The sequence below is a fragment of the Natrinema soli genome (assembly GCF_028618695.1).
Window position 1 is genome coordinate 1 of record NZ_JAQIVI010000231.1, and the last position, 25,310, is coordinate 25,310.

19 protein-coding genes and 3 pseudogenes are annotated in these 25,310 nt (G+C 60.4%); 14 read left to right on the forward strand and 8 right to left on the reverse strand.

Annotated elements, in window-relative coordinates; translation table 11 throughout:
* Together PGX04_RS15105 and PGX04_RS34660 are read left to right on the forward strand one after the other, a co-directional pair.
* On the forward strand, nt 1-531 hold a 531-nt coding region (locus tag PGX04_RS15105), incomplete at its 5' end, for an MDR family NADP-dependent oxidoreductase (RefSeq protein WP_273739261.1).
* A 40-nt stretch (nt 532-571) separates the two neighbouring features.
* Nucleotides 572-676, forward strand: a pseudogene (locus PGX04_RS34660) (UDP-glucose/GDP-mannose dehydrogenase family protein); the annotation flags it as partial.
* A 106-nt stretch (nt 677-782) separates the two neighbouring features.
* Here the strand turns inward: PGX04_RS34660 and PGX04_RS15110 are convergent.
* On the reverse strand, nt 783-1,130 hold the full coding sequence (locus tag PGX04_RS15110) for a hypothetical protein (protein WP_273739262.1): 348 nt from the start codon (nt 1,128-1,130) through the stop codon (nt 783-785).
* A 387-nt stretch (nt 1,131-1,517) separates the two neighbouring features.
* Here PGX04_RS15110 and PGX04_RS15115 point away from each other — a divergent pair, with 387 nt between their 5' ends.
* The 3 genes and pseudogenes from PGX04_RS15115 (at nt 1,518) to PGX04_RS15130 (ending at nt 4,379) form a co-directional block, all read left to right on the forward strand.
* A complete protein-coding gene (locus PGX04_RS15115) occupies nt 1,518-2,018 on the forward strand; it encodes a hypothetical protein (RefSeq protein ID WP_273739263.1) in 501 nt (166 codons plus the stop codon).
* Nucleotides 2,019-2,064: 46 nt separating this feature from the next.
* A pseudogene (locus PGX04_RS15120) lies at nt 2,065-2,229 on the forward strand (ISH6 family transposase); the annotation flags it as partial.
* Between the two features lie 713 nt (nt 2,230-2,942).
* Nucleotides 2,943-4,379: a metallophosphoesterase gene (locus PGX04_RS15130; protein WP_273739264.1), complete on the forward strand. Its 1,437-nt coding sequence runs from the start codon at nt 2,943-2,945 to the stop codon at nt 4,377-4,379.
* Nucleotides 4,380-4,625: 246 nt separating this feature from the next.
* On the opposite strand, the gene PGX04_RS15135 is transcribed toward PGX04_RS15130, so the two are convergent.
* A complete protein-coding gene (locus PGX04_RS15135; protein ID WP_273739265.1) occupies nt 4,626-4,961 on the reverse strand; it encodes a hypothetical protein in 336 nt (111 codons plus the stop codon).
* Between the two features lie 620 nt (nt 4,962-5,581).
* A complete protein-coding gene (locus tag PGX04_RS15140) occupies nt 5,582-6,808 on the reverse strand; it encodes a PQQ-binding-like beta-propeller repeat protein (protein WP_273739266.1) in 1,227 nt (408 codons plus the stop codon).
* 680 nt (nt 6,809-7,488) lie between these two features.
* Here PGX04_RS15140 and PGX04_RS15145 point away from each other — a divergent pair.
* The 5 genes from PGX04_RS15145 to PGX04_RS15165 all read left to right on the forward strand — a co-directional run bounded on the left by PGX04_RS15145 (nt 7,489) and on the right by PGX04_RS15165 (nt 16,174).
* Nucleotides 7,489-10,182 (forward strand): hypothetical protein, encoded by a 2,694-nt coding sequence (locus tag PGX04_RS15145; RefSeq protein WP_273739267.1) that lies wholly within the window; start codon nt 7,489-7,491, stop codon nt 10,180-10,182.
* Nucleotides 10,183-10,754: 572 nt separating this feature from the next.
* Entirely contained in the window at nt 10,755-11,342 is a 588-nt protein-coding gene (locus PGX04_RS15150) for a DUF8159 domain-containing protein (RefSeq protein WP_273739268.1), read from the forward strand.
* Nucleotides 11,343-11,550: 208 nt separating this feature from the next.
* A complete protein-coding gene (locus PGX04_RS15155; protein WP_273739269.1) occupies nt 11,551-13,167 on the forward strand; it encodes a sodium/phosphate symporter in 1,617 nt (538 codons plus the stop codon).
* Between the two features lie 458 nt (nt 13,168-13,625).
* The gene (locus PGX04_RS15160) at nt 13,626-14,945 is read left to right on the forward strand and encodes an FtsX-like permease family protein (protein WP_273739270.1); all 1,320 of its coding nucleotides are present in this window, start codon (nt 13,626-13,628) and stop codon (nt 14,943-14,945) included.
* Nucleotides 14,942-16,174 carry an ABC transporter permease gene (locus PGX04_RS15165; protein ID WP_273739271.1) on the forward strand — a complete coding sequence of 411 codons (1,233 nt, stop codon included), beginning with the start codon at nt 14,942-14,944 and terminating at the stop codon, nt 16,172-16,174. Before PGX04_RS15160 ends, PGX04_RS15165 begins: the two co-directional genes overlap by 4 nt.
* Before the next feature lie 130 nt (nt 16,175-16,304).
* Here the strand turns inward: PGX04_RS15165 and PGX04_RS15170 are convergent, their stop codons facing one another.
* The 3 genes from PGX04_RS15170 to PGX04_RS15180 form a co-directional block, all read right to left on the reverse strand.
* Nucleotides 16,305-16,973 (reverse strand): ABC transporter ATP-binding protein, encoded by a 669-nt coding sequence (locus PGX04_RS15170; protein WP_273739272.1) that lies wholly within the window; start codon nt 16,971-16,973, stop codon nt 16,305-16,307.
* Nucleotides 16,974-16,997: 24 nt separating this feature from the next.
* Entirely contained in the window at nt 16,998-20,066 is a 3,069-nt protein-coding gene (locus PGX04_RS15175) for an ABC transporter permease (protein WP_273739273.1), read from the reverse strand.
* A 163-nt stretch (nt 20,067-20,229) separates the two neighbouring features.
* Entirely contained in the window at nt 20,230-20,370 is a 141-nt protein-coding gene (locus PGX04_RS15180) for a hypothetical protein (RefSeq protein WP_273739274.1), read from the reverse strand.
* Nucleotides 20,371-20,426: 56 nt separating this feature from the next.
* Between PGX04_RS15180 and PGX04_RS15185 the strand changes: the two genes are divergently transcribed.
* Nucleotides 20,427-21,725, forward strand: a complete 1,299-nt coding sequence (locus tag PGX04_RS15185) for an RNA-guided endonuclease InsQ/TnpB family protein (RefSeq protein ID WP_273739275.1) — start codon at nt 20,427-20,429, stop codon at nt 21,723-21,725.
* A gap of 238 nt (nt 21,726-21,963) precedes the next feature.
* Nucleotides 21,964-22,263, forward strand: a complete 300-nt coding sequence (locus PGX04_RS15190) for a hypothetical protein (RefSeq protein WP_273739276.1) — start codon at nt 21,964-21,966, stop codon at nt 22,261-22,263.
* Here the strand turns inward: PGX04_RS15190 and PGX04_RS15195 are convergent.
* Nucleotides 22,250-23,467 carry an RNA-guided endonuclease InsQ/TnpB family protein gene (locus PGX04_RS15195; RefSeq protein WP_273739282.1) on the reverse strand — a complete coding sequence of 406 codons (1,218 nt, stop codon included), beginning with the start codon at nt 23,465-23,467 and terminating at the stop codon, nt 22,250-22,252. The genes PGX04_RS15190 and PGX04_RS15195 overlap by 14 nt on opposite strands.
* Before the next feature lie 313 nt (nt 23,468-23,780).
* Between PGX04_RS15195 and PGX04_RS15200 the strand changes: the two genes are divergently transcribed.
* Nucleotides 23,781-23,921, forward strand: coding sequence for a DUF7563 family protein (locus tag PGX04_RS15200; protein ID WP_273739277.1), 141 nt, complete (start codon nt 23,781-23,783; stop codon nt 23,919-23,921).
* A gap of 105 nt (nt 23,922-24,026) precedes the next feature.
* Here PGX04_RS15200 and PGX04_RS15205 read toward each other — a convergent pair.
* Nucleotides 24,027-24,298, reverse strand: a pseudogene (locus tag PGX04_RS15205) (nucleotidyltransferase family protein); the annotation flags it as partial.
* Nucleotides 24,299-24,878: 580 nt separating this feature from the next.
* Between PGX04_RS15205 and PGX04_RS15210 the strand changes: the two are divergent.
* The gene (locus PGX04_RS15210; protein WP_273739278.1) at nt 24,879-25,277 is read left to right on the forward strand and encodes a hypothetical protein; all 399 of its coding nucleotides are present in this window, start codon (nt 24,879-24,881) and stop codon (nt 25,275-25,277) included.
* Nucleotides 25,278-25,310: the final 33 nt, after the last annotated feature.

A 25,310-nucleotide genomic window follows, 5' to 3' on the forward strand; every position in this document is an offset into this window, starting at 1 on the left:
GTGGCCGGCCAGATCGCTCGGATTGCCGGCTGTCGCGTGGTCGGGATCACGGGCCGGAACGAGAAGGCCGACTGGCTCACCGGTGACTGCGGCTTCGACGCGGCGCTCAACTACCGAACGAGCGACCTCTCGGCGGCGGTCGCCGACGCCTGCCCGCGCGGCGTCGACCTCTACTTCGAGAACGTTGGCGGGCCGGTGACCGATGCCGTCATGGACCACCTCGTCGATCACTCTCGAGTGGCCGTCTGTGGGAAGATCGCCCTCTACAACGCGGAAAACGGCGACGATCGACTGCGCGGGCCGCGGCGCCTCCACCAACGGACCCGCACGCGCGTTGAGGGGTTTATCGTCAGCGATCACGTCGATCGGTTCGACCATATCGATGCGCGGCTACGGCGGTGGGTCGAGGACGACCGGATCCAGTATCGCGAGACAGTCACTGACGGCATCGAGACCGCTTCTGACGCGTTCCTGGGGCTGTTCGACGGGACGAACGTGGGGAAACAACTCGTCCGGATCGACGACAACTGATCCCGCTGGGGAGACCCGCTCGAACGAGCTCGCGGGCTGCGCCCTCGACGAAGCGGTCGACGCGATAGCAATCCCGGTCGTCGTGGACGGCCGCCGGATCGTCGAGCGCCGAAACGAAATCACCGACGACGGACTGACTTGGTAACCGGTTGATCACCGATCGTCTGCGCTCTCCTCGCCGGTCGAGTTGGCACGTCTGGTCCCCGCATAGTTTCCGCTGACCCACAGACGAGTCGCACCAAATTTCATCCTCACCGCCGCTCCCGGTCGACACCGGACCCGTCGCCGCGACGTTCGGCGTAGATGACCGTACACAGAAAGTAGACGCCGAGCGCAACGGCCGCGAGTCGAGCCGATTCGGTGGGATCGGCGCGATCGAGGACGGCGTGGAGCCACCAGACGTTCCCCAGCGCCGAGTGACTCAGCTCTCGGAAGACCCCACGATAGATCGGCGTCACGCGCCAGAAGTCGGGGAGCAGCGCCCAGCAGCCGCTCGCGACGATGATGGAGGCGTCGTATCGCGTCCGGACGGGGAGATACGCCAGGAGGAGCGTTGCACCGATCGCACCGATCGCGAAGTGTGTCAGGGCGAGGCTCATCGGCTCATCGTTCGATCCGCTACGGTACAAAGCGGGGGTGGTGGACCGTCGCGGCGCTGGTTGTCCCTCGAGCGGATGGCATATTCCGCCTGCCAAAGGAGTAGTCCGTTCGTCCTCGGACGCCGGTGTACGATGAGAGAGCCAGCGGAATGTGATTCACTCATTCCGTCCGTACTCTTGTAACCAGATCGGGAATGAGTGGCTGAGGCTGTGAAACCTCGCGACGACATCGAGGACAGAAACCATCATTGGCTCTGTTGAAAATTCTGAACAGTAATACATTCCGCTTAATTGCTTGATAGATAAGACTGGCTTCCTATCGTCAGTATAATAATTTAAAACATTCCTCATAAGTTTTTTCCGACACGGACTGAAACCGCCACGAAAATGAAGTACACTGACGCCCTCCGGTGGACATTGTTATATCGAGCGATGGCGACCGGAGCGTTCCTGACCGGGCTCGCCCTCCTGGGCATCGGCCTCGTCGCCGGATTCGGCGAAGCCATCTCGCTCTTCGTTTCAGATTTCCCGTCGAACGTCGGGCCGGCAATTGAGCAGGCAAACCCGATAATCACGCTCATCTTCGGAGCCCTCGGTGTGCTTACCTGGCAGATTGGGAAAACCTACGCACTGTTTGTGACCTTGCCCCGGTCGATTGCGCGACGGTCGGCGAAATCGAACAAGCGAGACAGTCAAGTGCACGAAGAGATCCAGGAACTCGACGAGCGACTCGCGAACGTGGAGGCCGAAATGACGGCAATCAGAGAGGGCGTTCAGCAGCTCTCTCACGAGACGACGGCTGACGATAGCGATGTTGGTATCGGATCCGATGACAGTGTGACGATCAATTCGTCTCCAACAGACGATCCAGGATCGTCGGGTGACTGATTCACTCCTCTCCGTCTACATAAGAGCCACATACCAATGAATTAAATTGCAGTGGTCAGAAGCAGGGTTAGAGTCGCTTCTCTGGTTGAATTTGGTGCAGTATGCCGATCCCGAGCAGTTCGCGGCGTTCGCCGACGAACTGCTCGAGCGATCAGCCAAAACAGCCATCACAATGGAGGTGTCAGTTGACGCTACCAGAGGCGAACTCTAGACGAGTTTGGGACGGGACCAAACGTTTCGTCTGCCGTTGTGGGTGCTCGCGGAAGACTCAGTCACTGTTCTCACCAGAGAAGTCGAAGAGGAACTGTGCGGTGGCGTCCTCGCCCGTCGGCGTCTGCTGGCCGTCGGCTGTATTCGCGAACACGATGCCTGGTCAGTGTTATCGACCTCCGAGTAGCGCACTTCGACGCGGTCGTCGACGCCGAACTCGGGGGCAGCGGATCAGTCAAGACGTGGTTCGACGTCGCGATGACTCACGTCGATACCGAAATCCTCGAGTGAGGTCGTCGCGCCTCCTTCAGTCCGTCGAGCTAGCTGTTTGAGGATTGGAGATAATGCTGATACTGGTTTTCGTAGGCGACACACGACGGAAGTGTCGCCATGTCAACGGTCGTCGCGATTTCCGTATTAATGTGCCGGGGATTTGGGGATTCGAGGCGTTGTTGTGGCGTCAGAGCAATCATTCTCTGCTATCGTCGAATCAGGGCATGATTTTGAAGAGAACAAGCAACACCATCAACTGTTTGCGTCGGTGTGGTATCAGCGCATCCAACGGCCAATGCTTGTCCGAGATCATCACGTCAAAGTCGAATTTAGCGCTCTCGGCTGCGGTGGGCGACGAATCGGCAACGCGTCGCTTTCGGTACCTTCGAGCGCGAGTCAGTAGGACAACGACTTTGGGACTGGACCTGAATCCCTGGGCCAATGGGTGACGACGCCGACGGAGCAGTCTACTACGTGATCAGTGACCTCCACATCGGCGGTGACGAACAACTCGAGCACGTTGAGTTTCTCGAGGAACTGCTCGACTTTCTCGAGCGACTTGAACGGACCGACGAGGATGCCGAGCTGATCGTCAACGGCGACGCGTTCGGCCTCTGGGAGTTTACCGATATCCAGGGTACCGCGAAGTTCGACGCGTTGCTCGAGGCCTACCCCGAGCTTTTCGCCCAGCTCCGGGCAACAGGCGAGAACATTCCCATCACGCTATTGCCCGGGAACCACGACTACGAGCTGGCCGCCTACGAGGAGTACGTCGAGCGATTCGCCGAGTACAACGTTGGCCTCGTCCAAGAGGAGTCGATCACCCGCCCTGTCGGCGACCGCGAGATCTGGTTTGAGCACGGGATGCAGCGCGATCCGAACAATCGGATCGAGGACTTCGGAAACGCGCACGTGACGCCGCTGGGGTACTACGTCAATCACCACGTGACGAGTCGTGCCGGCAAGCTCTCGGACCGCGGCCGGTACAACTGGCTGAAGGACATCCAAGCGGTGACACCGATCGAACGCATCCCCGTCTGGATGACCTCGAAGTACTTCTACCGCGAGATGAACCCGCTGCTGCGGTACGCTGCGGTGCCGTTCCTGTTGCTGTTCAACATCAGCATCGTGCTCGCGGTGCTGGTGGGACTGGATCTGGTGGGCGTCTGGACGGCGCCGACCGAAGCCGTCGAGAGCGCTCTCGGCCACCTCGGTCCGGTCGCGCCGGTGGTCTACGGATTACTTGCGGCCAACGTGGCAATCGTCGGGATCCTGCTGCTGCTGGCGATCCCGCTGTATTTTGTCCTCCGGGACGTCAGAAAGACCCTGGATCGGTTCGGAGTCTTTGAGACCGAAGAGCCGCCCGAGCCCGAGGAACTCGACGCCGAGGCGGTATTGGCCGCCTCGTCCGACAAACCGTCGGGGACAGACGAGCGAACCGATGGGGCGACGCTCGATGAGCCGGCTCACCCAGATGAACCCTACGTCCAGGCCGCCCGGGGGGTTTTCGAGGATCGCCCGGAGACCGCGGTCTTCTGCTACGGTCACACCCACCGACCGTCGGTGAGTGAGGTCGACGATCGACTCGTTGTCAACACAGGCACCTGGCTGAAGCGACTCCACCGCCGGGACATCGTCGCGGGGTTGCTTCCGCCGGTCTTCTACCCGACGTTCCAGCTGGGGTACGTCCGGATCGCCGACGAACCTGAGAGTGTCGCCGTGGAGTACGAGACCGTCGAGAAGCCGGATCCGGTTTCAGATGAACTCACCCTCACCGAACGGCTGCTCACCGTCAGTCGGGAGTCCGAGCCCGAGATCCCCGAACGGTCAGTCGTCGCCGACGACGCAACCGTCGCCATCCCCGAGCCGTCCGAGTGACCGGTTCGGTTCGAGTCGATTGGATCGATCTCAAAGCGCGAATCATTCTACTGTTCCATTGGTGAACTCATGCTTTAGAAGCAGTTGGCCAAGGACGTTTTGTGAGGGACTGAATCTCCGCAAACGGAGAGAAGGCTACACCTACCTCCAGCTCGCCGTGGCGTGGTGTCCATATCTCCAATAACGGGACCCTTGAGGCAGGGGGAGTTCACCGCCCTCCAATAGAGCGACGGCCAGAGGTGGGCACTAGTCCCCTGTATTCGAAGACTCAGAGACGCCGCGAGCCTCGAAGGTGATACGATACTTGGCTGCTGCCGCACAGTTATCTACTGAAAAGGTATTCGCCTTCTCTTCTTGGGGATGAAGTCCAAACTGAATCACGTCGCCACCCACTGCAGTTCCGTTTTCGTCGACGACCTCTCCGACAGCGTCGAACCAGATATCGTGTGTCGAGGAGGCATTACGCACTTCAAAGTTGATAGTACAGAGATGCGATCCCTGCCCGGATTCCCAACCAAATTCGTGGTGAACGACCTCGAGATATCCCTCGAGTTCGGAGTCCATGCTGATTTCTGCGTCCATCTGAGTCGTTGGTGGGGTCTCGTTGTCCGTCTCGTTATCGGCCGGTTGTTCGTCATCCCCGTTTTGGTCATCAGTCTGATTCCCGTTTTGGTCACTACTTTCGTTTTCTTGGCTAGTGTCGCTTTCGTTTTGCTCGGTACGATTCCCATTCTGATCAGTATCCGCTTCCGTCTCCTCGTCGGACTCAGTCTCGGTGGAATTGTTACCGAGATCCTCGTTCTCAGACGGCGATCCATCGGCAGCTGACTCGTTTCCGTCGTTCTCTGACTCCGGGTTCAATGATGAACATCCTGCAAGAGCACTAGCCATCGAGACACCTGCGATCTTTGTGAACGTCCTTCGTTCCATGTTTATTTCTGGAGATCGTTATTAATAAGCCTATCCACCAGAGGTATTATCTATCCGTAATTAATTAAATGCCTGATTATATTGCCAGATCTTATCCCTCGATATCACAGTGATTCGACCCAGAAGCTCATATCTCTAGTCGTGGAGGAAGCGGACACGAAGAAGCTATGGACGCTTCACAGTGAGTTACAAGCGGCCAGGGAGACTGTTCTAGGCGTGACCCGGACGATTCACCGCTGGTGTTTGAAACGATCACTGCCTGTCTAGGGGTATCAGCGGGCTGGACAAATAGCAGTTAATTCGTCTCCTCGACAGACATATACGACATCGCCATCGACAATACACTCGACATCGAGAGCATCTCTCCACTGAGTCTCGTCGAACGTGAACCGCCATTTCTCGCTGCCATCGTTGAGATCGAAAGCGACGACTTCGTCAGATGTCGACGATCCATGCACACTGTAGGCGACGATCACAGTGTCACCGACAATTGTTGGCGGGCCGTACGAGTATGTCCCGTCTTTCTCCCAAGAGGCGTTCTCACCGCTCGATTCGAGCCCATGTCGGCCCTGGGTTACTACTTGTGTCTCGTTGACAGCGGGGGTCAGCGTATTCGAACTATGAGGGGTAGGTTCCGCAGTAGATGGATCACACTCGAGAGTTTGTTCGTTACTGGTCTGACCGAGATAGATCGTATCCTCGGTCACCATCAGGCTATCAGCGTAATTGCCGGGGTCTAAGTGTTCCGCCAAGCGGATGGATCCCGTCAGTGGATCAAGTGCAACGATCCCATCTGCATCGATGGTGACTTCACTCCGTCGTTTGTCGAGCAGCGCCCAGAGTGTGTCCGCCGATGCAGCAATCGCCGTAGTCTTCGGGTTGCACACGTAACTTGCTTCAATGGGATCGTCGTCGGCTCGGGATGTCACGGTGATGGATTCATGTTCCCACCGGAGTGACCCATTAGCCGCGTCGAACGCGCGAAGGACTCCATCTACGATCACATAGACTGTTTCGAATACAACGAGTGGCGCTGAAACGAGCGCGTCACTACCCAGTGGGGTACGCCAGTCGACACTGCCACTCTCGGCATCGATCGCCGTTAGTTCCTCGCCGGTCACATAGACCGTATTGTGAGCCACCGCTGGCGCCCTGTCGGCATACCCGTCAGTCGATGTCCAGAGAGTGGTCCCGTCGTCCGCATCGATCGCGTGTACTTCCTCTGCCGTTTGGAGGTATACCGTTCCATCGTTGACGACGACGTTCCCAGCTCCGTCATATTGCCAGGCGACTGTTTCCAACTGCTCGAAGTCATCTGACGACGGAATGTACCGGGTGTTTCCCGGAGTCCCGCCATGCGATGACCATTCCACTGCTTCTTGCACCATGGGTTGCTCGTCAGTTGATTGTGCCGCAGCGGTTCCGAACGATGCAAGCAGTCCGCTCGTTGAAAGCGCTATTCCCGTCGACAGTACTGATCGCCGGTTCCAATCGGCCATAGTCCTATGCCCGTTTCCGCCCACTTCTATATCTAGCTCCTAGAGTAATAATCAGATTCCAACAGGCAGAGATATTATTGCATATTCAGAAAATATAAAATAAGATAACGAGAATCGGATGTAGGTGCTGGTTACTCATTCTTCATTGATGCGTAAGTCGTCACAGACGTCCTCTCACTATAACCATCCACTATCCCTTAATATTATAGCGCTACCCCATTTCCATATCTGAAACCATTATATTTTTGGCCTACATTTTATTTCTCTTCTCTACTGGCTAATTACTTTATAGCAACCATATATCACTGTCATCTACAGTAACACCACTCTGAAAATGTGTCCATCATCACAGACAATAACCGAAGAAAGTCACCGACTGCCCCGTATATACGCAACGAATAATAAGAAATAAAATAATGTCACAAACTGCCAACACTCAGTCCACAATCCGAGCAGAGCGCGAGAATACCCTTTCCCTCGAGGACGACGACCAAGCTCAGCCCAGTCAACAGAATCGGTCGGGCGTACGCCTTGAGGCAACGGCGGCTGTCGAGACCCTGGAGTGCCGGCTCTCTGCACAGACCGCAGGCGTCGTTACAGCCTATTTGACCGACGACTCGGGAGCCGTATTAGAACGACAAACGATTGCCACGCTCGAGGGAGGCGATACCTTTGAGTTCGTGTCCGGCCTTGACGCCGGGGAAGCGTATTGGATTCTCTGTGATGCGCAAGGGCGGGAGTATGTCCGCGGTCGGGCCGCCGTCAACTATCCCCGCGAGAGTGGGGCGATAACCGCCACGCATGGAATTTACACGGAAGGAGGCTCACGATCACAGAACTACCGGTACTGTATCGACCGGATTCGAACGGGGCCGACGGCCAGTGAGATTGGAGGCGTGCTCGATCTCGAGCGCGACGACGAGGCGCAATCGTGGAGCGATTTGTCCAAGCGGTCCGGTGTCCGCCTCCGTGCGACCGCAGCCGTTTCCGGTCTCGAGTGTCGGATCTCCACCGAAACGGAGGGCCTCACGACGGCGTACGTAACCACTGATTCGGGGTCCGTCCTCGCCCAACAACCGATCGGAGATCTCGAAGCCGGCGACGCGTTTGTCCTCGATGTGGACCTCAGTGCCGGGGAGACCTACTGGGTCGTCTGCGATGCTGACGGACAGAGTTTTGTTCGCGGTCGAGCCGCCGTTGATTACCCACTCGAAAGCGATGTTCTCGAGGCCACCCATGGGATTTATGCCGGCGACGGCGCCCAATCGGACCAGTATCGGTACTGCCTCGACCGCATTCAACCAACGGCGGCAAGTAGCCAGATCGGTGCCACGCTCACGCTTGGCAGTGATGAGATAGGTCAATCGTGGAGTGGATTGACACAGCCGTCCGGCGTTCGCATCGAGACAACGGAGGAAATCGGTGGCATAGAGTGTCGACTCTCGGCAGCAACTCAAGGGATCACTACGGCCTATCTGACGAGCGATACGGGAGAGATCATAGAGCGGCAAACACTTGTGATGCACGAGGCAGGGGACACGTTCACGTTCGATACGCGACTCGAGGCTGACACCGCCTACCGGCTTCTGTGCGGGGCGCGTGGACAGGAGTACGTGCGAGGCCGAACCGAAGTCGACTACCCCCGCAGGAGTGATTCCATCGTGGCGACCAACGGTATCTACAGTGGCAGAAGCTTCTCGAGCAACTATCGGTACTGTCTTGACCGGGTTCGGCCGGCTACCGATGGCCAGAGCGCTTCGGAGTCCATCGGGGAAAGCGGGACACCACTCGATCTCCAGACCGATGAGACGGCCCAATCATGGCGAAGTCTCACTGAGCCGGCTGGTGTACGACTCCAGGCGACCGAACAGATCGCTGGATTGGAATGCCGCCTCTCGACGCTGACCGACGAGGTGACGACGGCCTATCTCACAGACGATTCGGGAACCGTTCTCGCTCAGCAATCACTCACAGACAGCGAAGCTGGCGATATCATCACCTTCGACGTAGAACTCGCTGCCGACGCGTACTATCGGATCCTGTGTGATGCCGACGGCCAGAGGTACGTTCGCGGCCGAGCCGCCATCGAGTACCCGCTCGAGGGTGACTCGCTGAGGGTTACCGACGGCGTTTACAGCGGCGATGCACTCTCGAGCAGCTATCGCTACTGTATCGATCAGATTACGCCAGTCGTTGCAGACCGTGAGTTGACCGAAGGGCTCGGAACTCGTCCCACAGACGTTACGGTCGTCAACGTCCTCGAACACCCGGCGATCGACGCCTCGGGTGATCTATCGGCGGAGATCCTCTCGTATCTCGAGGCCCAGAACGAAATCAATCACGCGTTCGTACTCCCGATGGGCACCTACACCTGGAACACTGGGTTCTATCTCGGCGGGTCCCTCGAGTATCTCGAGATCAGTGGCGATCCGCGAGCCACGCTGCAAGTTCGAGATCCTGCCGTCGACGTTGCGTTCGAGTTCGGGCGCTGGGGGAATACGAATCCACCCCAACGCGTCGTTCTTCGGAACCTCGATGTCGATATCGACGATCAACCCGATCGCGACGCCGGCCTCCTTATTGCGCACGTGAATAGCTGTCTGGTCGATAATATCGAGCTGATTGGCCAGCGCTGGCGTCACGGCCCCGAGGGAGGCGATCGGTACACCTGTTTAGTCAATACCCGCGATACGGAGGGTCTCTCGGTGATTCGCAATCTTTCGCTCCCGGATGGCGACCGTGAGGATCCGGCCTTCTCATCGGTCGGCCACTCGATCGGGATCAGTGCCGACCCGCCACACAACGGCGTGAACGTGTGGACCCAATGTTACGTCGAAGAGTTCGTTGATAACGGCTTCTACGTCCGAAACAGTCCCGGATACAATATCGTCGACCACAGTCTGGCCGTCAACTGCGGGAACGGGAGCGTCCGACTGGGAGAAGCGGATGAAGCCCGTGATTGTAAGATCCGCCTCGATCGCGGATCGGAGCAAACCTACCCTGGCACTGGCCTCTGGCTGAACGGGGACCAGCCCACTGCCGAACGGATTACTATCGATGGGAGTGATGCCCACAACGACCTCCTGCGAGTCAACAGCGGGGCAGACGGGGGACATGTTCGAGACCTCAGTCTCCGTTGTGGGTCCAGTGCTACCGCGCCCACTGTGCGGTGTTCGTCCACCAGCGAGACAGATCTGCAAGGCGTTCTCATCGAGGATTTCGCGATTACTGATGTCTCGACGGCCAACAATAATCCGAGTGTCAACATACGACGATCCGATGTCACATTCCGGTCCGGAGTGATCGATGTCGCGAATCGTCCGGCACTCGGTGGAACTGAGATGCCAACGCTCGAGGACATCGAAATACGGTGAACTGATCGAGCTCTCTCATCCGGCATACACGAGCCGGCGGTGTTCGCAATGCGGAACGACACTTTGAGAGAACCGGCCGTCGCAAACGGAATTCTGTTGCCAAAAGTGAGGCTACGAAGTGACCGCGGATTCCATCGCGGTCGTCGGACGGAGTCCGGCGGGCAGTAAAGCCGCTACGCGACTTTGCGACAGTGAAGAACAGCGGATTTACGATGCTCCGTGCAGGACAAAAGTCCCCGCCCGCAAGTCGAGGACGCTGAACGTCAACGGCGAGTATTCGCCTGCCGAGTAGTAACGGCCAGAACGGGAGTCTACCGACACGCTTCGCCCTGCGGGCGGAGAAGGTGACAACCATCACCAACTACGAACGCCGAGTCAATCCGGAAAGGACCGCCATCACGGCGGGAGACCCCCTCTGAAAATCCTGCGTTCTCTGCCATCCTCGAAAGACGAATCAACAGCCGGAGTAGTCAGTGATTGCCCTGTCTGTTCTACATATAGAACATATAGAAAATTGTGAATGACAGCGAAGAGACCGATTACTAATCACCAGCATCGACAACGGCTCACATATGGAGAGACGAAAAGTACTCCTCGGCAGTGGTACCGTGCTTGCAACCGTCTTGGCTGGCTGTGGTAGTAATACCGATACAAGCGGAGAATCACCCTCTACTGGCGGTAGCGGAGAGGGAGGCGGCAAAAAGGACGAGAACAAAGAGAAATCAGATTCAGATACCGGCAACAAGTCGGATGAAAAGCCTGCTGACAAACCGGACGACACCGACGACGGGGAGAAGAAGAAGACCCCTATCCCCGGCTTCGATCGCGAAGCGTTCGAACTCGAGAGTGAGGTAATTGAGATAAAAGAACTCACGTATCGCAAACGGAAACTCGAGGTACGCGTGATGATCAAGACAGACGACCAGGACGAGCTGATCGAAGAACTCCGCGAACTCGCGCCTGCCCTTCGGCGCGCGATCACCGATGCTACTGAGTTCCTTACAGCAATCGAAGAGGTCACCTTCTCCCTATACGACGAACACAAAAACAGGGTAGTCGGGTTCTTCGTCGACGTTGCCTGGCTGCGAGAGTTCCTGCGTGGGACTATGAGCGAGGACGAACTCATTGAGCGTGCCCGCGGGACGATGAGTGCAGCCTGACAACCCGCTGCGCCTGAAGACGCATCCACGCCGAAACACGGCGAGGAACCGTGCATTCGAGGTGCGCCGGGAGTGGAAGCACTAGGACACGGCGACAGCCGGCTCAAGCCAAAAACGCCTGGAAACGCTCCCCGGGACACCCCGCATTATTGATAGGGACCCTGAAAGTCGGAATCGTTAACTCGCTCCCGATACCGCGTCAAGACAGATGGGGTCCCAACGGCTGTGGAAAGCAGCGGTGACAGTCTTCGCCGTGGCGGTCACGGCGCGATTGTTGCCCCTGCTGTGGACGCCGTATCCGTTTAATCCGGACGGCTTCATGTTCGCCGCCTGGGCACGGGACACTATTGCGGCTGGCGCGCTCGCCGACTCGATCGGCCCCCACGGCTACGTCTTCCCGACGCTGCTCTCCGTGGGGACGATCATCACCGGGGTCGCGCCGCTCTGGCTCGCCCAGCCGGTCATCGCTGTGATCGGCGCGCTGCCGCCGGTCATCGCAGTCGTGTTAGTCTGGCGCTGTACACCCATGGCCGGCCACACGGCCGCCACCGGGGCGATCGCGGCGACGGCTGCGGGGCTGACATTAGCACTCGAGGGAGTCTATCTCCGCCGGACGGTGACGGTAAGCTACGAGGTGCTTGGGCTCCTCTTCGTCGTCGCGCTCGCGATCGCCGCACAGCGGGTCCTGCAGACACGCCGCCCAGCCTGGGTGCTCGTGACCGTGCTCGTGCTGGTCGTCCTCCCGATCACCCACCATCTCAGCACGTTTATGGCCGCCCTGACCCTGACGGGACTCGTCGTGCTGGCGGTCGCCCGCGATGGCCGGGCCGTACTCAAGCCCGGGCTGGTCTTGCTTGGGCCGTTTTGGGGGTATCTCGGCGGGTACTACGCGCTGACACGGCCGCCGTATACTGCCGAAGTGGCAGCGAAACCGGGGCTGTTCGTCGCCTGGCTCGTTGTGTTGGGCGCCGGCGCGCTGTGGCTCGCCCGAACCAGCGCTCGGAGTGCGCGGCTCGCGATCGGCACCGTGATCGGGAGTGGGTTCGCCATCCTCGGTGCGAACGCATACTGGGACCTCTTCCCAGTCACCGCGACGACGCCAGCCCAGCTGCTCATTTATGTGGCCCCCCTACTGGTCCTTGCCGGCCTCGCGAGCTGGGGGGTACCGGTCGGAACGGGCCGGACCGGCACCCGCGCGATCGTACTCGCACTCCTCATGGCCCCGATCGCCTGGGTTGGCTTCGCGCTCACCGCCGGGGTCGACCCGGTATACATGGACTTCGTCCGCCGCGGGCAGACATTTGTTCATCTTGCTGCGGCCGTCTGTGCCGGGGTGGCGATGGTCGCCCTCGCACGGCGGTGGCCTGCCCCGTCCCGGGCGAAATCCCTCGTAACTGTCGGGGTGCCACTCGTGCTCTGTCTCTGTGCGCTTGTATCGCTCCCGGTGGCGTTTGCTGGCCTCGAGGCCCTTGCGTATCAGGGGACGACGACCACAGAGGAGTTCGAGACGGCGACGTTCGCCGCGACGACACTCGATGGGGAGTGGACCAGCGACGACCACATCAGCCGGGTCTCGGGCAACTACTATCAGACGGCTGCATCCCCCCAGCCGACGTATAGCTGGCTGCAAGGAGGCGCCCTCCGGTGTCCCACGATCATGCAAGCGTCCTGGCAGACGGTCGGCGCCCAGCGGTATCCCGACTCCCCACGCTCGCTCGACCCGACCGTCTACGCTGCCACCAAAGCGAGCAATTCGGTCGTGTATACAACGACGGGGGCCGACCCGTTGACACTCGTCGTCCCCCCAAACGGGAGCACCTGTTGAGACCGGCGCTGATCGACATCTGTCCTCTTGGAGCCCACAGTGCCTCGAGAGACCGCCTGTAGGAGAGTGCCGACAGCCGTGATCGCTGGCCCACCCCGACAGATCTGCAACGGCCGTCCCCTGTCCCTGGATTGCAGCCAGCCAGCACTGTTTGTTGCAGTGAAACAGCGACGATCAGAACAGGTAGGCCGGACCAAACCCCGGTAGGCAGTCAGAAACAATGGCCGGCATCGTCATCTGAACCGTCAGGCTTTGTTTCATGAGTATCTATCAGCGATCACAACCGGGAGCCGCCTGCGGGCGATCGACCAGCAGGGTTCCGGTCGCACCCTATCCGGGCTGTCTGCTGGACACCGACCGTGGTCTCGGTGCGGGCGACACTCAGCCACGTTCATCAGGAGTAGTTGCACTCAGACGATCGCAGCTCAACGGCGAACAGAGGTAGCTTTGAGGGCACGATGACGAGCAGCGACCGCAGTCGGTACAACCGCTGGTGTGGCCTCATCGCGTTGACGATCGCCAGAGTCCGCAGACAACTCACGACAGCCGCCCAGGGGCGGCTCATCGCGACCGTCCTCATCGTCGCAGTGACCGTCGCCAATCTCATCCTCGTCACTGGCGTTGCACTCGCACTCGCTGATGAGCAGGCGCTTGCTCATGACGCCGCGGTCCAAGTTCACCCTGATGAGGGCAGTGTGCAGTCATCAGTAGCCGGCGTCGAGCCGCCTCGGCTGGGGGCAACACATGAGCGGGCCGCGATGATCAGCGAGCGCGAGGGCGTCACCCATGCCTCACCGGTGCTCGCCGAGCCGATCCAGGTCAAATCCCCCGAGACCGGGCACACCACGTCCCTCCTCGTTGTTGGGGTCGTTCCTGGGTCGGAGTCGGCAATGGTCGCTGGCCTGCCGACTGGCTCACTGACGGCAGGCGATCCCTTCTACGAAGGGGGTGGCGCTGCCGGAGGGCCGCCTGGGGAAATCGTTCTCTCGACGGCGGCCGGCGAGAAGCTCAACGCATCGACTGGTGAGACGCTCACGCTCGCGAGCGTCCGTGCCGACTACAACGGGACACCCACCAATGAGACATCCAACGGGACAGCCACTACCGAACCAGTCGCCATGGCCGCCGATTACAACAGAACGGCCGCCGTGACGGCCATCGAACCACGCACGGCTGATAACACCGAAATGCCAGTTGCGCTGGTACACCTGAGTACCTTGCAGTCGCTGACGAACGCCACCGACGCTGATCTTGCCGATCAAGTACTTATCTGGGGTGACCAGACAGCCGCGCAGGCGGGCGGCACAGCGGCGTATCCGAACGCAACAGTTGAGACAGCGGACACAACCCAGTTCGGGTCGCTGTTCGACGACACGCTCGCGCTCGTGACGACTGTGCTTGCACTGGTGATCGCGGGCACCATCTGTTCGCTGTTCGTCGCGACAACCACCGGCCTGACGGTCGAAGCCGATCGGCAGACGCTGGCCATGCTCGAGGCGATCGGGTTTCCGGTTCAGAGCCGTCTCCTGATCATTGCAGTGACAGCGATCGTGACGACGGGGTGTGGCGCAGTGCTTGGACTTGGCCTCGGGATCGGCGGCATCCTCGTCGTCAACGCACTCGCGACGGCAACCATCGCCCCGAGTGCGGTTGCCGCTATCCATCCCTTGTTTCTCCCATACGCACTCGGTATCGCACTGGTGTCGGCAGTGGTGGCCCTGCCGTATCCGCTCGTCCTCGCCGCTCGAACGAATGTGCTCGCGGAGGTCGGCCGATGACACTGCGCACACTGCTGATCCGGGCACGGGCGATCGCCGGCCTCGGCGTCGCACAGCTCCGCCATACCAGCGGCCGAACCGCACTCGCAGTGGGTGGAGTCATGCTGGCCGTGCTCGCAGTGACCCTGCTCACCGGGCTCGGTCTCGGGGTGGTCGAGACGGGGCAGGAGAAGTTCGACGCGGCCAACCGTGATATCTGGATTACTGGTGGCCCCGCTGCGGACGCGACAACCGCCGAAAACGAGGTTACCAACGCACCAGCCATCGCCGCGAACATCAGCGAGCGTGATGACGTCAAGAACGGGGACGTCTCCGTTACTGCGATACACGAACTATATATTGGGACGGAACCTACGGAGGTCGATCGCATCACCGCCGTCGGGATCCAGGGCACGCATGCGGAGTTTGAGTTCGAAGCAGGACAGGGGTTCTCGTCAGAGACCTATGAAAACTATGCCAGTGCCGATCCCGCCGACCGCCCGTCGAACATCACCGTCATCAATCCTGCCATCGCCGAGCGGTACGATCTTGATGTTGGCGACACGGTCTATCTTGGCGCGAGTCGCCAACAGACACAGCCGTACACCGTCGTCGGTATCGGCGCCTACTACTCGCAGTATCTCGGCACGCCGACGCTGACGCTGCCCCTCGAGGAACTGCAAACGATGACCGGAACCGCTGGCTCGGATCGGGCATCCTTCATCACCGCCAACATCGCCGACAACGCCGACCGGGAGGCTGTCCGGGACGAGATCCAGGCCGCGTATCCGGCATACGATGTCCAAACCAGTGACGATCAGTTCGCCACACTGGTCGGCGATCGCCTCCTTATCGTCGCCAGCGGCATAACCCTCGTCGGCCTCGCGATCGTCGGCGGTGTCACGTTGACGGCGAATCTCCTCGTGTTGGTGACATACCAGCAACGTGAGTCACTCGCTGCACTCCGAGCACTCGGGCTCTCACGCTGGCTGCTCGCCGGGCTCATTGGGATCGAGGGCCTCATTATCGGGTGTCTCGGGGGCGTCCTTGGCCTTGCAGCCACCCCGCTGGTCGCACGCGGCTTGAATCACCTCTCGGTCGCCGTTTTCGGGTTCGAGCGCATCGTCCGCCTCTCGGTTGAAGTGTACGCGCTCGGATTCGTAACAGCACTCATCGTCGGGACGATAGTCGCACTCATCACCGGCTGGCAGGCGAGTCGGTCTGCGACGATGAGTGCGCTCGAGTCGTGACCCTCCCTCGAGAGCAGCCGTGAGATGTGGTGGTCGGAAGCCAGCATTTCCGTCCCGCATTCGACTCCCGGCACCAGTCGTGGCTGGCCACTGTCGTCTGAAGCAGCGAATGCTGTCGCAAGTCTGCGTGTTAGGTCTCCGAAACCAAGCCCCCAGCCTGCAGCCTCACGGTCCGCTCGAACATCGATGCGAGCGCTGGATCGTGGCTGATCGTGACGAGTGCCGTGTCGGCGGACTCATGAAGCGCCACTAAGAGGTCCATGACCTGGTCGGTCGTTTCGGGATCGAGCTGTCCGGTCGGCTCATCGGCGAGGACGACCGCTGGCCGGTTGGCCAGCGCCCGCGCGATCGCAACGCGCTGTTTTTCGCCCCCACTGAGCGTCGCTGGGTAGCGATCCGCCCGGTCGGCGATGTCGAGGCGGCCGAGTACGTCATCGACCCAGTCCGCCTCGTGGGATCCGCCATGCGTCTGGGGCAAGAGTGCGTTTTCGCGCGCGGTTAAATCCGGCACCAGCTGGAAATCCTGAAAGACAAAGCCGATCGCGTCTCGTCGCAGCTGGGCGCGGCGGCGCTCCGGGAGGGTACTGGCGTCGGTCCCGTCAACCAGCAGCCGCCCGGTATCAGGCGTCTCGAGGAGACCCAGGACCGAAAAAAGGGTCGTTTTGCCGGCGCCACTCGGGCCGCGGATGAGCGTTCGCGAGCCAGCCGAGATCGAGAGCGTGACATCGTCAAGGATGACCTGGCCGGCGCGGCGGACCGAGATCCCTTCTGCTGCCAATACCGATTCATCACTGGACACGGGCGTAAATTCGGGCGACACGACTTAGGTGTCCTCCTCTGCAGGTAGTGTCTGCTGTGGCCCAGCCTCGGCAGACCTGGGAGTGTAGTGGTCCCCGCCAGGCGCCGGCTCGACTGCCGATTCCGGCCGCGTCGAGGGAGCAGGCGTCGGCCCACTCTCAGTCAGCAGTGTCGCCGGCGGCGCCCGGATGAGCGGGACGGTCGCCACTGCCGCGGCGAGCAGCGTGAGAACGATTCCCCCGCCGAGGATCGCACCGACAAGCGGTAGGGTCGGCTGTGGCTCGAGGCTGATCCCGAAGACGGTCAACTGTCCGAGGGCAGCGAGACCCTTGAGGACACCACAGGCGAGCAGGAACGCCCCACCCGAGGCCACCGCGCCGATCCGAAGTGCATCACCGAGGATCAGCATCCAGAGCCGCCGTGGGGCGGCCCCGGTCGCCCGATAGATCGCGAAAGTGTGGCGGCGGGCGTGGATGGCGCGTGTCAATACCAAACTGGTCGCACCGATAACCGTCACGACAGCGAGGCCGACAAGCGCACCCAACAGTACCTGAAGGTTGCCGATCGCATAGGTGATTGCGGTGCCAAGCCCGCCCCCGCCCTCGACGTACCCACTTGCAGCAAGCGCACTGACTAGGCGCTCGTCGCCGGTGACCTGATACTCGGTGGTCGTGAGCGGCTGATTGCCGGCCGTCACGTCGACCGTGTAGGTCCCGACTGGCCGATGGGGCAGGCGTGTCGATAGCGTCCGGGTTGCGCCCGGTTCGAGGCGGACCGTCTCCTGGTGGGCTGTCCCCGATCCGTTAATAGTGACCGGTGTTTCGAGGGTCCGATTCCAGGGGTTTGCGAGCTGGACGGTAACGGTGGGCCGGGTGTGGATGGTTGGTGACGGCGGAGCGATGGTCGCGGTGGCGATGGCGGTCGGCTGGCTGTCTTTGGTGATCTGAAGTGATTGTGTCTGGTTTCGCTTGCCGGCTTGGACCGTCACGGGATACGTGCCTGGCTCCGCCGGCGTCTGGAGCCAGGCAGTTCCAGTCGCTGTCAGCTCGGTTGACTGCCCGTCGAGCGTTACCGTCGCGTTCGCGGCTGGCGCGCCGGTCGCCTCCCGGACCCGGATCTGGAGTGATTCGTTCGGTGGGGCCGTCGCTGGGAGCGTCGTGATCTCGAGTGGGGGCTCCTCGACAACGGTCACCGGATGGGCGGTCCCATCGATACGGAGGGTGTGGGCGCCCACCGGTGGGGGGTCGAGCGTGAGCGTGACCGTCCGGCGCTCCTGGGCGTCGAGGACTACGGGGTGGGTCGACTCCGCCGATCCGAGTGTCGTCGTGAGTGTAGACTCCATGCGGGTGTCCGTCGGATTCCAGACGGTCACATTGACTGTAACTGGCTCACCAGTTTGGACGTATGACGGGACGTCGGTTGCAACGACCGTTGGACTCTCTGCGGTCGAAGTGGCTGCTGGCGCCGCGTCATCCGTCCGGATCAGATTCACAGACCCGTTCTCGACCGTCGAGAGATGGCGTGCCGTCGGTAGGGAAACCAGCAACTGGTGATCGGCAAGCCCACCTGTTGTGTATGTGCCGACGATGGTCACCTGTGTCACTGCTGTGTCAGTCGTTCCGCCAAGCGGCACCTCGTCGCCGGGGGCGAGGCCGAGCGTCTCCGCGAGTGCGCTGCCGATAACGGCCTCGTCGGGTGCCGTGGGCGCCGTGCCAGCGACGATCCGTGAGCCGGTCACGTTCGCAAATGCCGTGTAGTCGACGCCACGCGCGAGATAGGGCTGGTTCTCATAACTCGTGAACAGCAGGATCTCGGGGCTGGCTGCAACGCCCTGTGATGTGAGGGTGTCGCCGTATTCCGCTGGGACTTGGCTGCCCAGCGGATGGGGCGCATCGGGTGCCGTAACCGTCGCACTGTCGGTTGAGAGCGAGGCGCCCACCGTCCCGAGCGAGCCGACCAGTAAGACGATCACCGCAAACGTCGATAACGTCGCCGCCGTCGGCCCAATCGTTCGGAGGGGGAGTATCGTTGGACTGAGTCGGTGCCCGATCCCATTGAGATCGAGCCGCCGCCAGGGCGAGGAGTGACTCGTCTCGTGGGTCCGCCCGACGTGTGTCGGCGGCTGGGTTGTGGCACGACGGGCGGTGACATAGCCAGTCCCGGCCCCAACCACCAGGAGGGCCCCCACTAACGCCCCGATGAGCATGACGGCATCAGTGGTCACCTGCACGGAGAGCGTCGTCGGGAGGCCGGCGGCCACTGCCACGTTGATTGCGGCGTTCGGGATGATCACCCCGATCGCATAGCCGAGCGTCGCGCCGGCGGCTGCCAGCAGGCCGGCCCGGAGTGCAAGGGCCGTCCGGATCTGGCGCGGCGTCGCCCCCGTGGCTCTGAGCACCCGGATCGTCTGGGCCCGCTCCCGAATGGTCAGCCGGACGACGCTCGAGAGCGTGACGGCAACGAGCGCCCCGGCGACAGCGATACCGCTCCAGACGATCCCGAGGATGTCGGCGGTGCCGGTCACGAAAAACGCAAGCGCGCTCACAAGCGGTGTCCCCTCGTGGGTAGCCGCATTCTCCGTCGGGGTAAGGACCAGCGCCTCCGTCGGCCCGAGTTGCTCGAGTGTCGCGGGTGTCGTCCGGATCCAGGTCGGCGGCAGGAGATCCGTTGTCGCCGCCGCGGGCGCCGGAGTGACAGTGCGAGTCACCGTCCCATCTGTCCCCTCGAATTGCCATGTACTCGTTTCGTTGTCTGGCCCAACGGCACCGCTCGGTTGGGCAGGAAGATCGATCCCTGACGGCGAGTCGGCTGGCACCCCAACCACGGTTCGTTGCTCGCCCGTCGCACTGGTTGCGGTGGCAAGCGGCAGGACGACTGCATGCGGACCCGTGGCATTGTGGGCCGCCGCGACGGAGTCATACGACGTGACAGTCGCGTTGGCCTCGTAGTCGGCGGCAAGCGTTGTCGTTTGAGCCCCTGCTGTCACGACGAGCAAGGTCGCACCCACGAGCAGGGCAACCGTAAGCGCAATGACGAGGACTGCAAACCAGTCACGACGTGCCCAGCGATTAACCAAGACTCGAGGATAATCCATTTGACGAGATTGTGTGCTAGCGAAGAAGACTCTCTGGAAGAATAAGTATCTGATCTCTAGCGGTTCACTCAACGTAAACTGCCCTACCCTACCTAAAACAGCGAGAGAGTCCCGCCGTTTACGGCGGGCGTGAATCGCGTCATTCGACGACGCGAACCACCGGTTACTCCCCGGCCGGAGTCTCCAAGTCGTCGGCGGCGTGGATCAACATCCCACGCCACGTCAGGCCGTGTTCGTTTTTCACGCGTTTGATGTGCTCGTACTGTTCGTCGTCGGGCACTTCGATGTTAACGTGGTTCGACACAGCATCTACGAGAACCCGTAGGTTTATGTTAGTTGCACTCGTACATAGATGTAGCGATGAAGCGCACCAACGAGTTCGAAGTAGTTCCTCAGTCCGACGAGGACGAGGAGTTACTTCGCCGCTTGTTGGACGCTTCAGCCGCTCTCTGGAACGAGATCAATTACCAGCGTCGAACCAACTTCGACGACCCGGACGGCGACGTTTGGGAGATCGACGAATACCGCGGACGGTACGGCGGTACGCTCGGCGCGTCAACCGTTCAGCAGATCGAACGCAAGAATCGCGAAGCGTGGCGCTCGTTCTTCGCACTCCGAGAGAAGGGCGAAGCCAACGGCAAGCCCGGCTTCTGGGGCAACCAAGACGAGGGCCGCGAACTGCGGACGTACATCCGAAACACGTCGTACTCGGTCGAGTGGGGCGAATACTCCCGGCTCGAGATACTCGTCGGCCAAGACCTGAAAGAAGAGTACGGTCTTGGATACCAAGAACGCCTCCGGCTCGAGGTTCGCAGCAATCCGAACTGGAAAGAGTACGACAAGCAGGGCCGGTTGGAACTGTATTACGACGGTGTGAGCGAGACGTTCAGGGCCTTTCAGCCAGTCACTATCGACAATTCTCGACTGGCACAACCACTGGCAGACGAATCCGCCGCTCTGGATATCGGTGCGAACAACATCGTCGCCTGTACGGTTTCGACCGGCGAGCAGTACCTGTACGAGGGCCGCAACCTGTTCGAACGATTCCGCGAGACCACGCAACGGATTGCCGATCTCCAGTCGAAGCTTCGGGACGGGCGGTACAGTTCGAAGCAGATCGACTCACTGTACCGTCGTCGGACGCGACGGCGCGACCACGCGATGGACGCGCTCGCCCGCGACCTCGTAGAACGACTGTACGACGAGGGCGTTTCGACGGTGTACGTCGGCGACTTAATCGACGTGCTCGAGACGCACTGGTCGGTTCGGACGAACGCCAAACTGCACAACTTCTGGGCGTTCCGGCGGTTCGTCGGACGACTCGCTGATACCGCCGAAGAGTATGGCATCTCCGTCGAAGTCCGCACGGAAGCGTGGACCTCCCAGACGTGTCCGAACTGCGGTTCGACCGAGGACACGACTCGGCACCAGGACACGCTGACGTGTTCTTGCGGCTTCGAAGGTCACGCGGATCTCGTTGCAAGCGAGACGTTCCTGAGACGGCACGAAACGGTAGCACGGCCGATGGCACGGCCCGTGTGCCTCAAGTGGGACAGTCACGACTGGCTGGAGTCATCACGCTCTCCCCGTCCCAACGAGGAGCACACAAACCCGCAAGTTGCCTCCGTGGTCGTTCGAGACGACGAAGTCGTCTCGTGATGACGAGAGAGCTTGCTCTCTCGAACCAACTCGGCATAGCCGAGACTCCCAGCGCGAGGAAACCCTGGCGTTCACGCCGGGGAGGATGTCATTTCGCTCAGGGTCTACCGATCCGCTCGCTCCTTGAGGACGGGACATCCACCTCGATTTTCTGGTGAACACCGTCGAAGCGAGCTTCGAGGTGCCGTTCGAGGCGGTGAACCGAAACGCCTGAGAGACCAGATTCGACATCAGTGCGGTGGACACGCAACCCAACGAAGCACGCGATATTGATGGTGTAGGGGAGGACAGTGCCGATGAGTGCAGCAAGGACGATGCCGCCGACGACTTGTTTGCCGATAACGACGGCGGCGGCAGCGATGGCGACAACACAGAGCGCGACGTAGAGAGCGTTGGGACGGTCGTTGGTGGCGGCAAAGGCGCTCGGGAAGAGATCGTGCCTTCAGCCGTGGAAGGACGTCACTCCGGATTGCTCGTAAACTGCCTCGGGGTCAAGTCCCGAGGCTTTCGCGTGGACTTCCGTTCTATGCCTCAGTAGAGGCAGGAGGCACGTACTCCCCACTCACGTTCAACGTCCCGCGATTCAAGCGCACGTCTACAGGTGCGCCTCTATCGCCTGCATTTTGCCTGCGACGGAGATACTGCAATCCGATATTCTTTGATGCGTTGTAGTCGGCATGGTTCTCGTACCCGCAGTTCTGACACTCAAAGGTCTCTCTCGACCGATTGTCGTCGTGGGTAAACCCACACGTCGAGCAACGCTTTGACGTGTTACGCGGGTCAACCTGTACAATCTCGACACCGTGTTCCTCAGCCTTGTACTCAACGTACTCGTAGAGGCGTCGGAACGCCCAGACGTGTTGCCACGTTGCTTCAGGAATGTTCTTGCGGATGTACGTCAAGTCCTCGAATACGATGTGCGAACAATTGTTCTCGACGGCCTCCTCAATAATTTCGTTTGCTACCGTATGCAGGTGTATCTCGAAGTGACCGTACTCTTTTCGACCAACGCTTTCGATGTTCTCGTGGGCGTGACGAGAGCCACACCGTTGGAGTGAGCCACGTCGGTTTTCGTACTCTCGACGCCAGTGGTTGAACTCGTCTGCCGACCAGAATTGCCCTGTTGAAGCGACTGCGAGGTTGTTGACGCCCAAATCCACACCAAGGACTGTTCTGTGCTTGGACTCGGATTCAGACGACGCTTCGTCTTCTTCGACTTTTCGCATCGAAGTGTGGAGGTACCAGTCGCCGTCACGGTACTGCAAGTGGGCCATCCGAAACTCGAAGTCCTCGTCGGAGATGTACTTGGTCGGTGGTGTCTCCGAGTCGTCGGGAAGGATGTAGTCGCACTCAACGCGCCCATCTACGGTGGATAGGGATACGTGGTCGCGGTGGAATGTCGCGCTTCGCTTGTCGTACACCGCACTTTCTGACGAGAAGTGAGGTTGTGACGTTTTCTCACTTCGTTTGAGTCGTTTGACTCCGCTTTTGACGGCTTCGACTGCTCTGCGAATGCCCTTCTGGACGAGGTTTGCAGTGAGGTCTGTCTCGTCTTTGAGTTGGTCGTAGAGAGCGCGTTCAGCTTTGGCTTTCGAGGTGACGTGGTAGCCGTCGTCGCCATGCCAGCACCATTCGCTTGCGGTGTTGGCGCAGTGTTTGAACTGCTCGACAGTCTCGTTGAGGTGCTTGTCAGCTCCTTCGGGCGTGTCGAGCTTGATGACGGCGGAACGACGGTACTCCACCATGTTTCACATTATCGCCTTCGCTTACTTATTCATTCGGGAGTCGGTCTGTCTCTGGTATGGACTTATTCCCAAGTGTCGGCTTCCTCCCCGTCCTCAAGGGTCGGGGCATCCGCCTCGACAGCCTGTGAAGACAGTGCCAGCAACTGCCGTGACTGTGGCCCTGACCTCCTCGTCGATCGCAACGGGGACGCCAGCCGCCGGGATGGCTACCAGTGGAAGGGGCAAGAACCGACCTGCAGACCGTCCATGTACGATACGAGAAGTCAGTAATGGTATATGAGGGGGTTGAGAACGATGAGGTGAACTGAGTATGGCAACCTGTGATAACTGCGGCTCTCACGTTACGGCCCACTACAAGCGCGTCTTTGCGGACAATCAGGGCGTCCTCCATGCCTGTTCGAATTGTCAGCCTCAGACCGAGATGCTCAACGGCGCTGGAGCCGGAGACTAGGGCCACAGGAGAGCGTCACCAGCGGGACTCTGCGCGACACAGAACGAGAACTAGCGCTTGGGCGCGATCTGGTTATATAGGGCCGCTGCTTCCTCACCCGACGTCGATGACGCCACACTTCTCGTCTTCGTCGAATGTCTCTTTGATCGAGAGACGCGGCTTGGCGAACTCGCTGTTGGCAAGATGCCCCTCGAAGTCATCAGCGAAGCGTTCGTTCATGCTGACGGAGACCTCGTCGATCCGTGTGTCCGCCTCGAGGATGGCGAAGATCCGGTCGACACGGTTCCCTCACCGATCGGGAGAAACATCTTCGGTCGCTCTTTTGTGAGCGGCCACATCCGCGTCGCGTACCCACCCGCGAGGACGACAGCGTTCATGGCGTATCCCCCTGACAGCCACACTCGAGACGAGCCAAGCCACAAGTGGCTATGGCAGCCATGATCCGATCGTCTCTCCCGAGAAGCCCTGCTCAACTGCGGTGTGTAACGATGTGTGCTACTTGAATGCCACTGGCCCATATACCAACTCTCTCGCAGGATCGGCTCGAGCATCGTCGGCAGCTAACCCGACATGTGATGCACAGTACCGTTCACTCTGGCGTTCCGCCCGTCTCGGATCGAGAACGATGAGATGGGTTGCATCATCCAGACAGTAGGAAATCTCACAGTCATCAAGCAGCTCCCTCGTGTCAGGTACTCCGCAGACGATGCAGTAGGCCGTCTCGTTAGCGATGAGGTGTACCGTACTATCCTCGCACTCTCTACACTCGACATTTTCCGTTTCCATGATCTCCGACTTCGTGGGTTGACTTCGTCCGAGAGGATAAAGAATTGTCCATTGGTAACATTCCACACAGAACTAGCCGGTACCCACAACCGGGAGCCCACCAGAGGAGCACGCCGCCGTCGTGCGAGCGTCTGACTGACACTTTAGGGCCTGAGTGTGGACGCGGTTACTATGGCCACGTCAGGTTCGACACCCACCGGAACGGATACCGGGCCACAGCCGACCGGCGACGATTCCCTCTCGATACGGGCCGCGGCGAACGTGGTTCGTCTCAGTGCGCGGATAAAGCCGTGGCCCGCGTATCTCTTGGCCACGTGCTGGCCGGGCGCCGGCCACTTCTACCGCCGCCAGTGGGCGCGCGGCTGCAGCTGGGTAGCGCTGTACGGGGCTGCACTCGTGGTGCTCAGTTCCGGCACGCTCCTCGCTGCGGGCTCGGTCACCGACCCGCTCCTTGTCACCACGCTCCGCCTCGAGACGGTCAACTTCGGCGACGTGGCCATGCCGCTCGCAATCCTCGTTCTCAGTATGCTTGATCTTTATGCGCTCGCGTCACTCGACGATTTGGCGTGAGCTACCCTACCCTACCGCTCGCTTGACGACTCG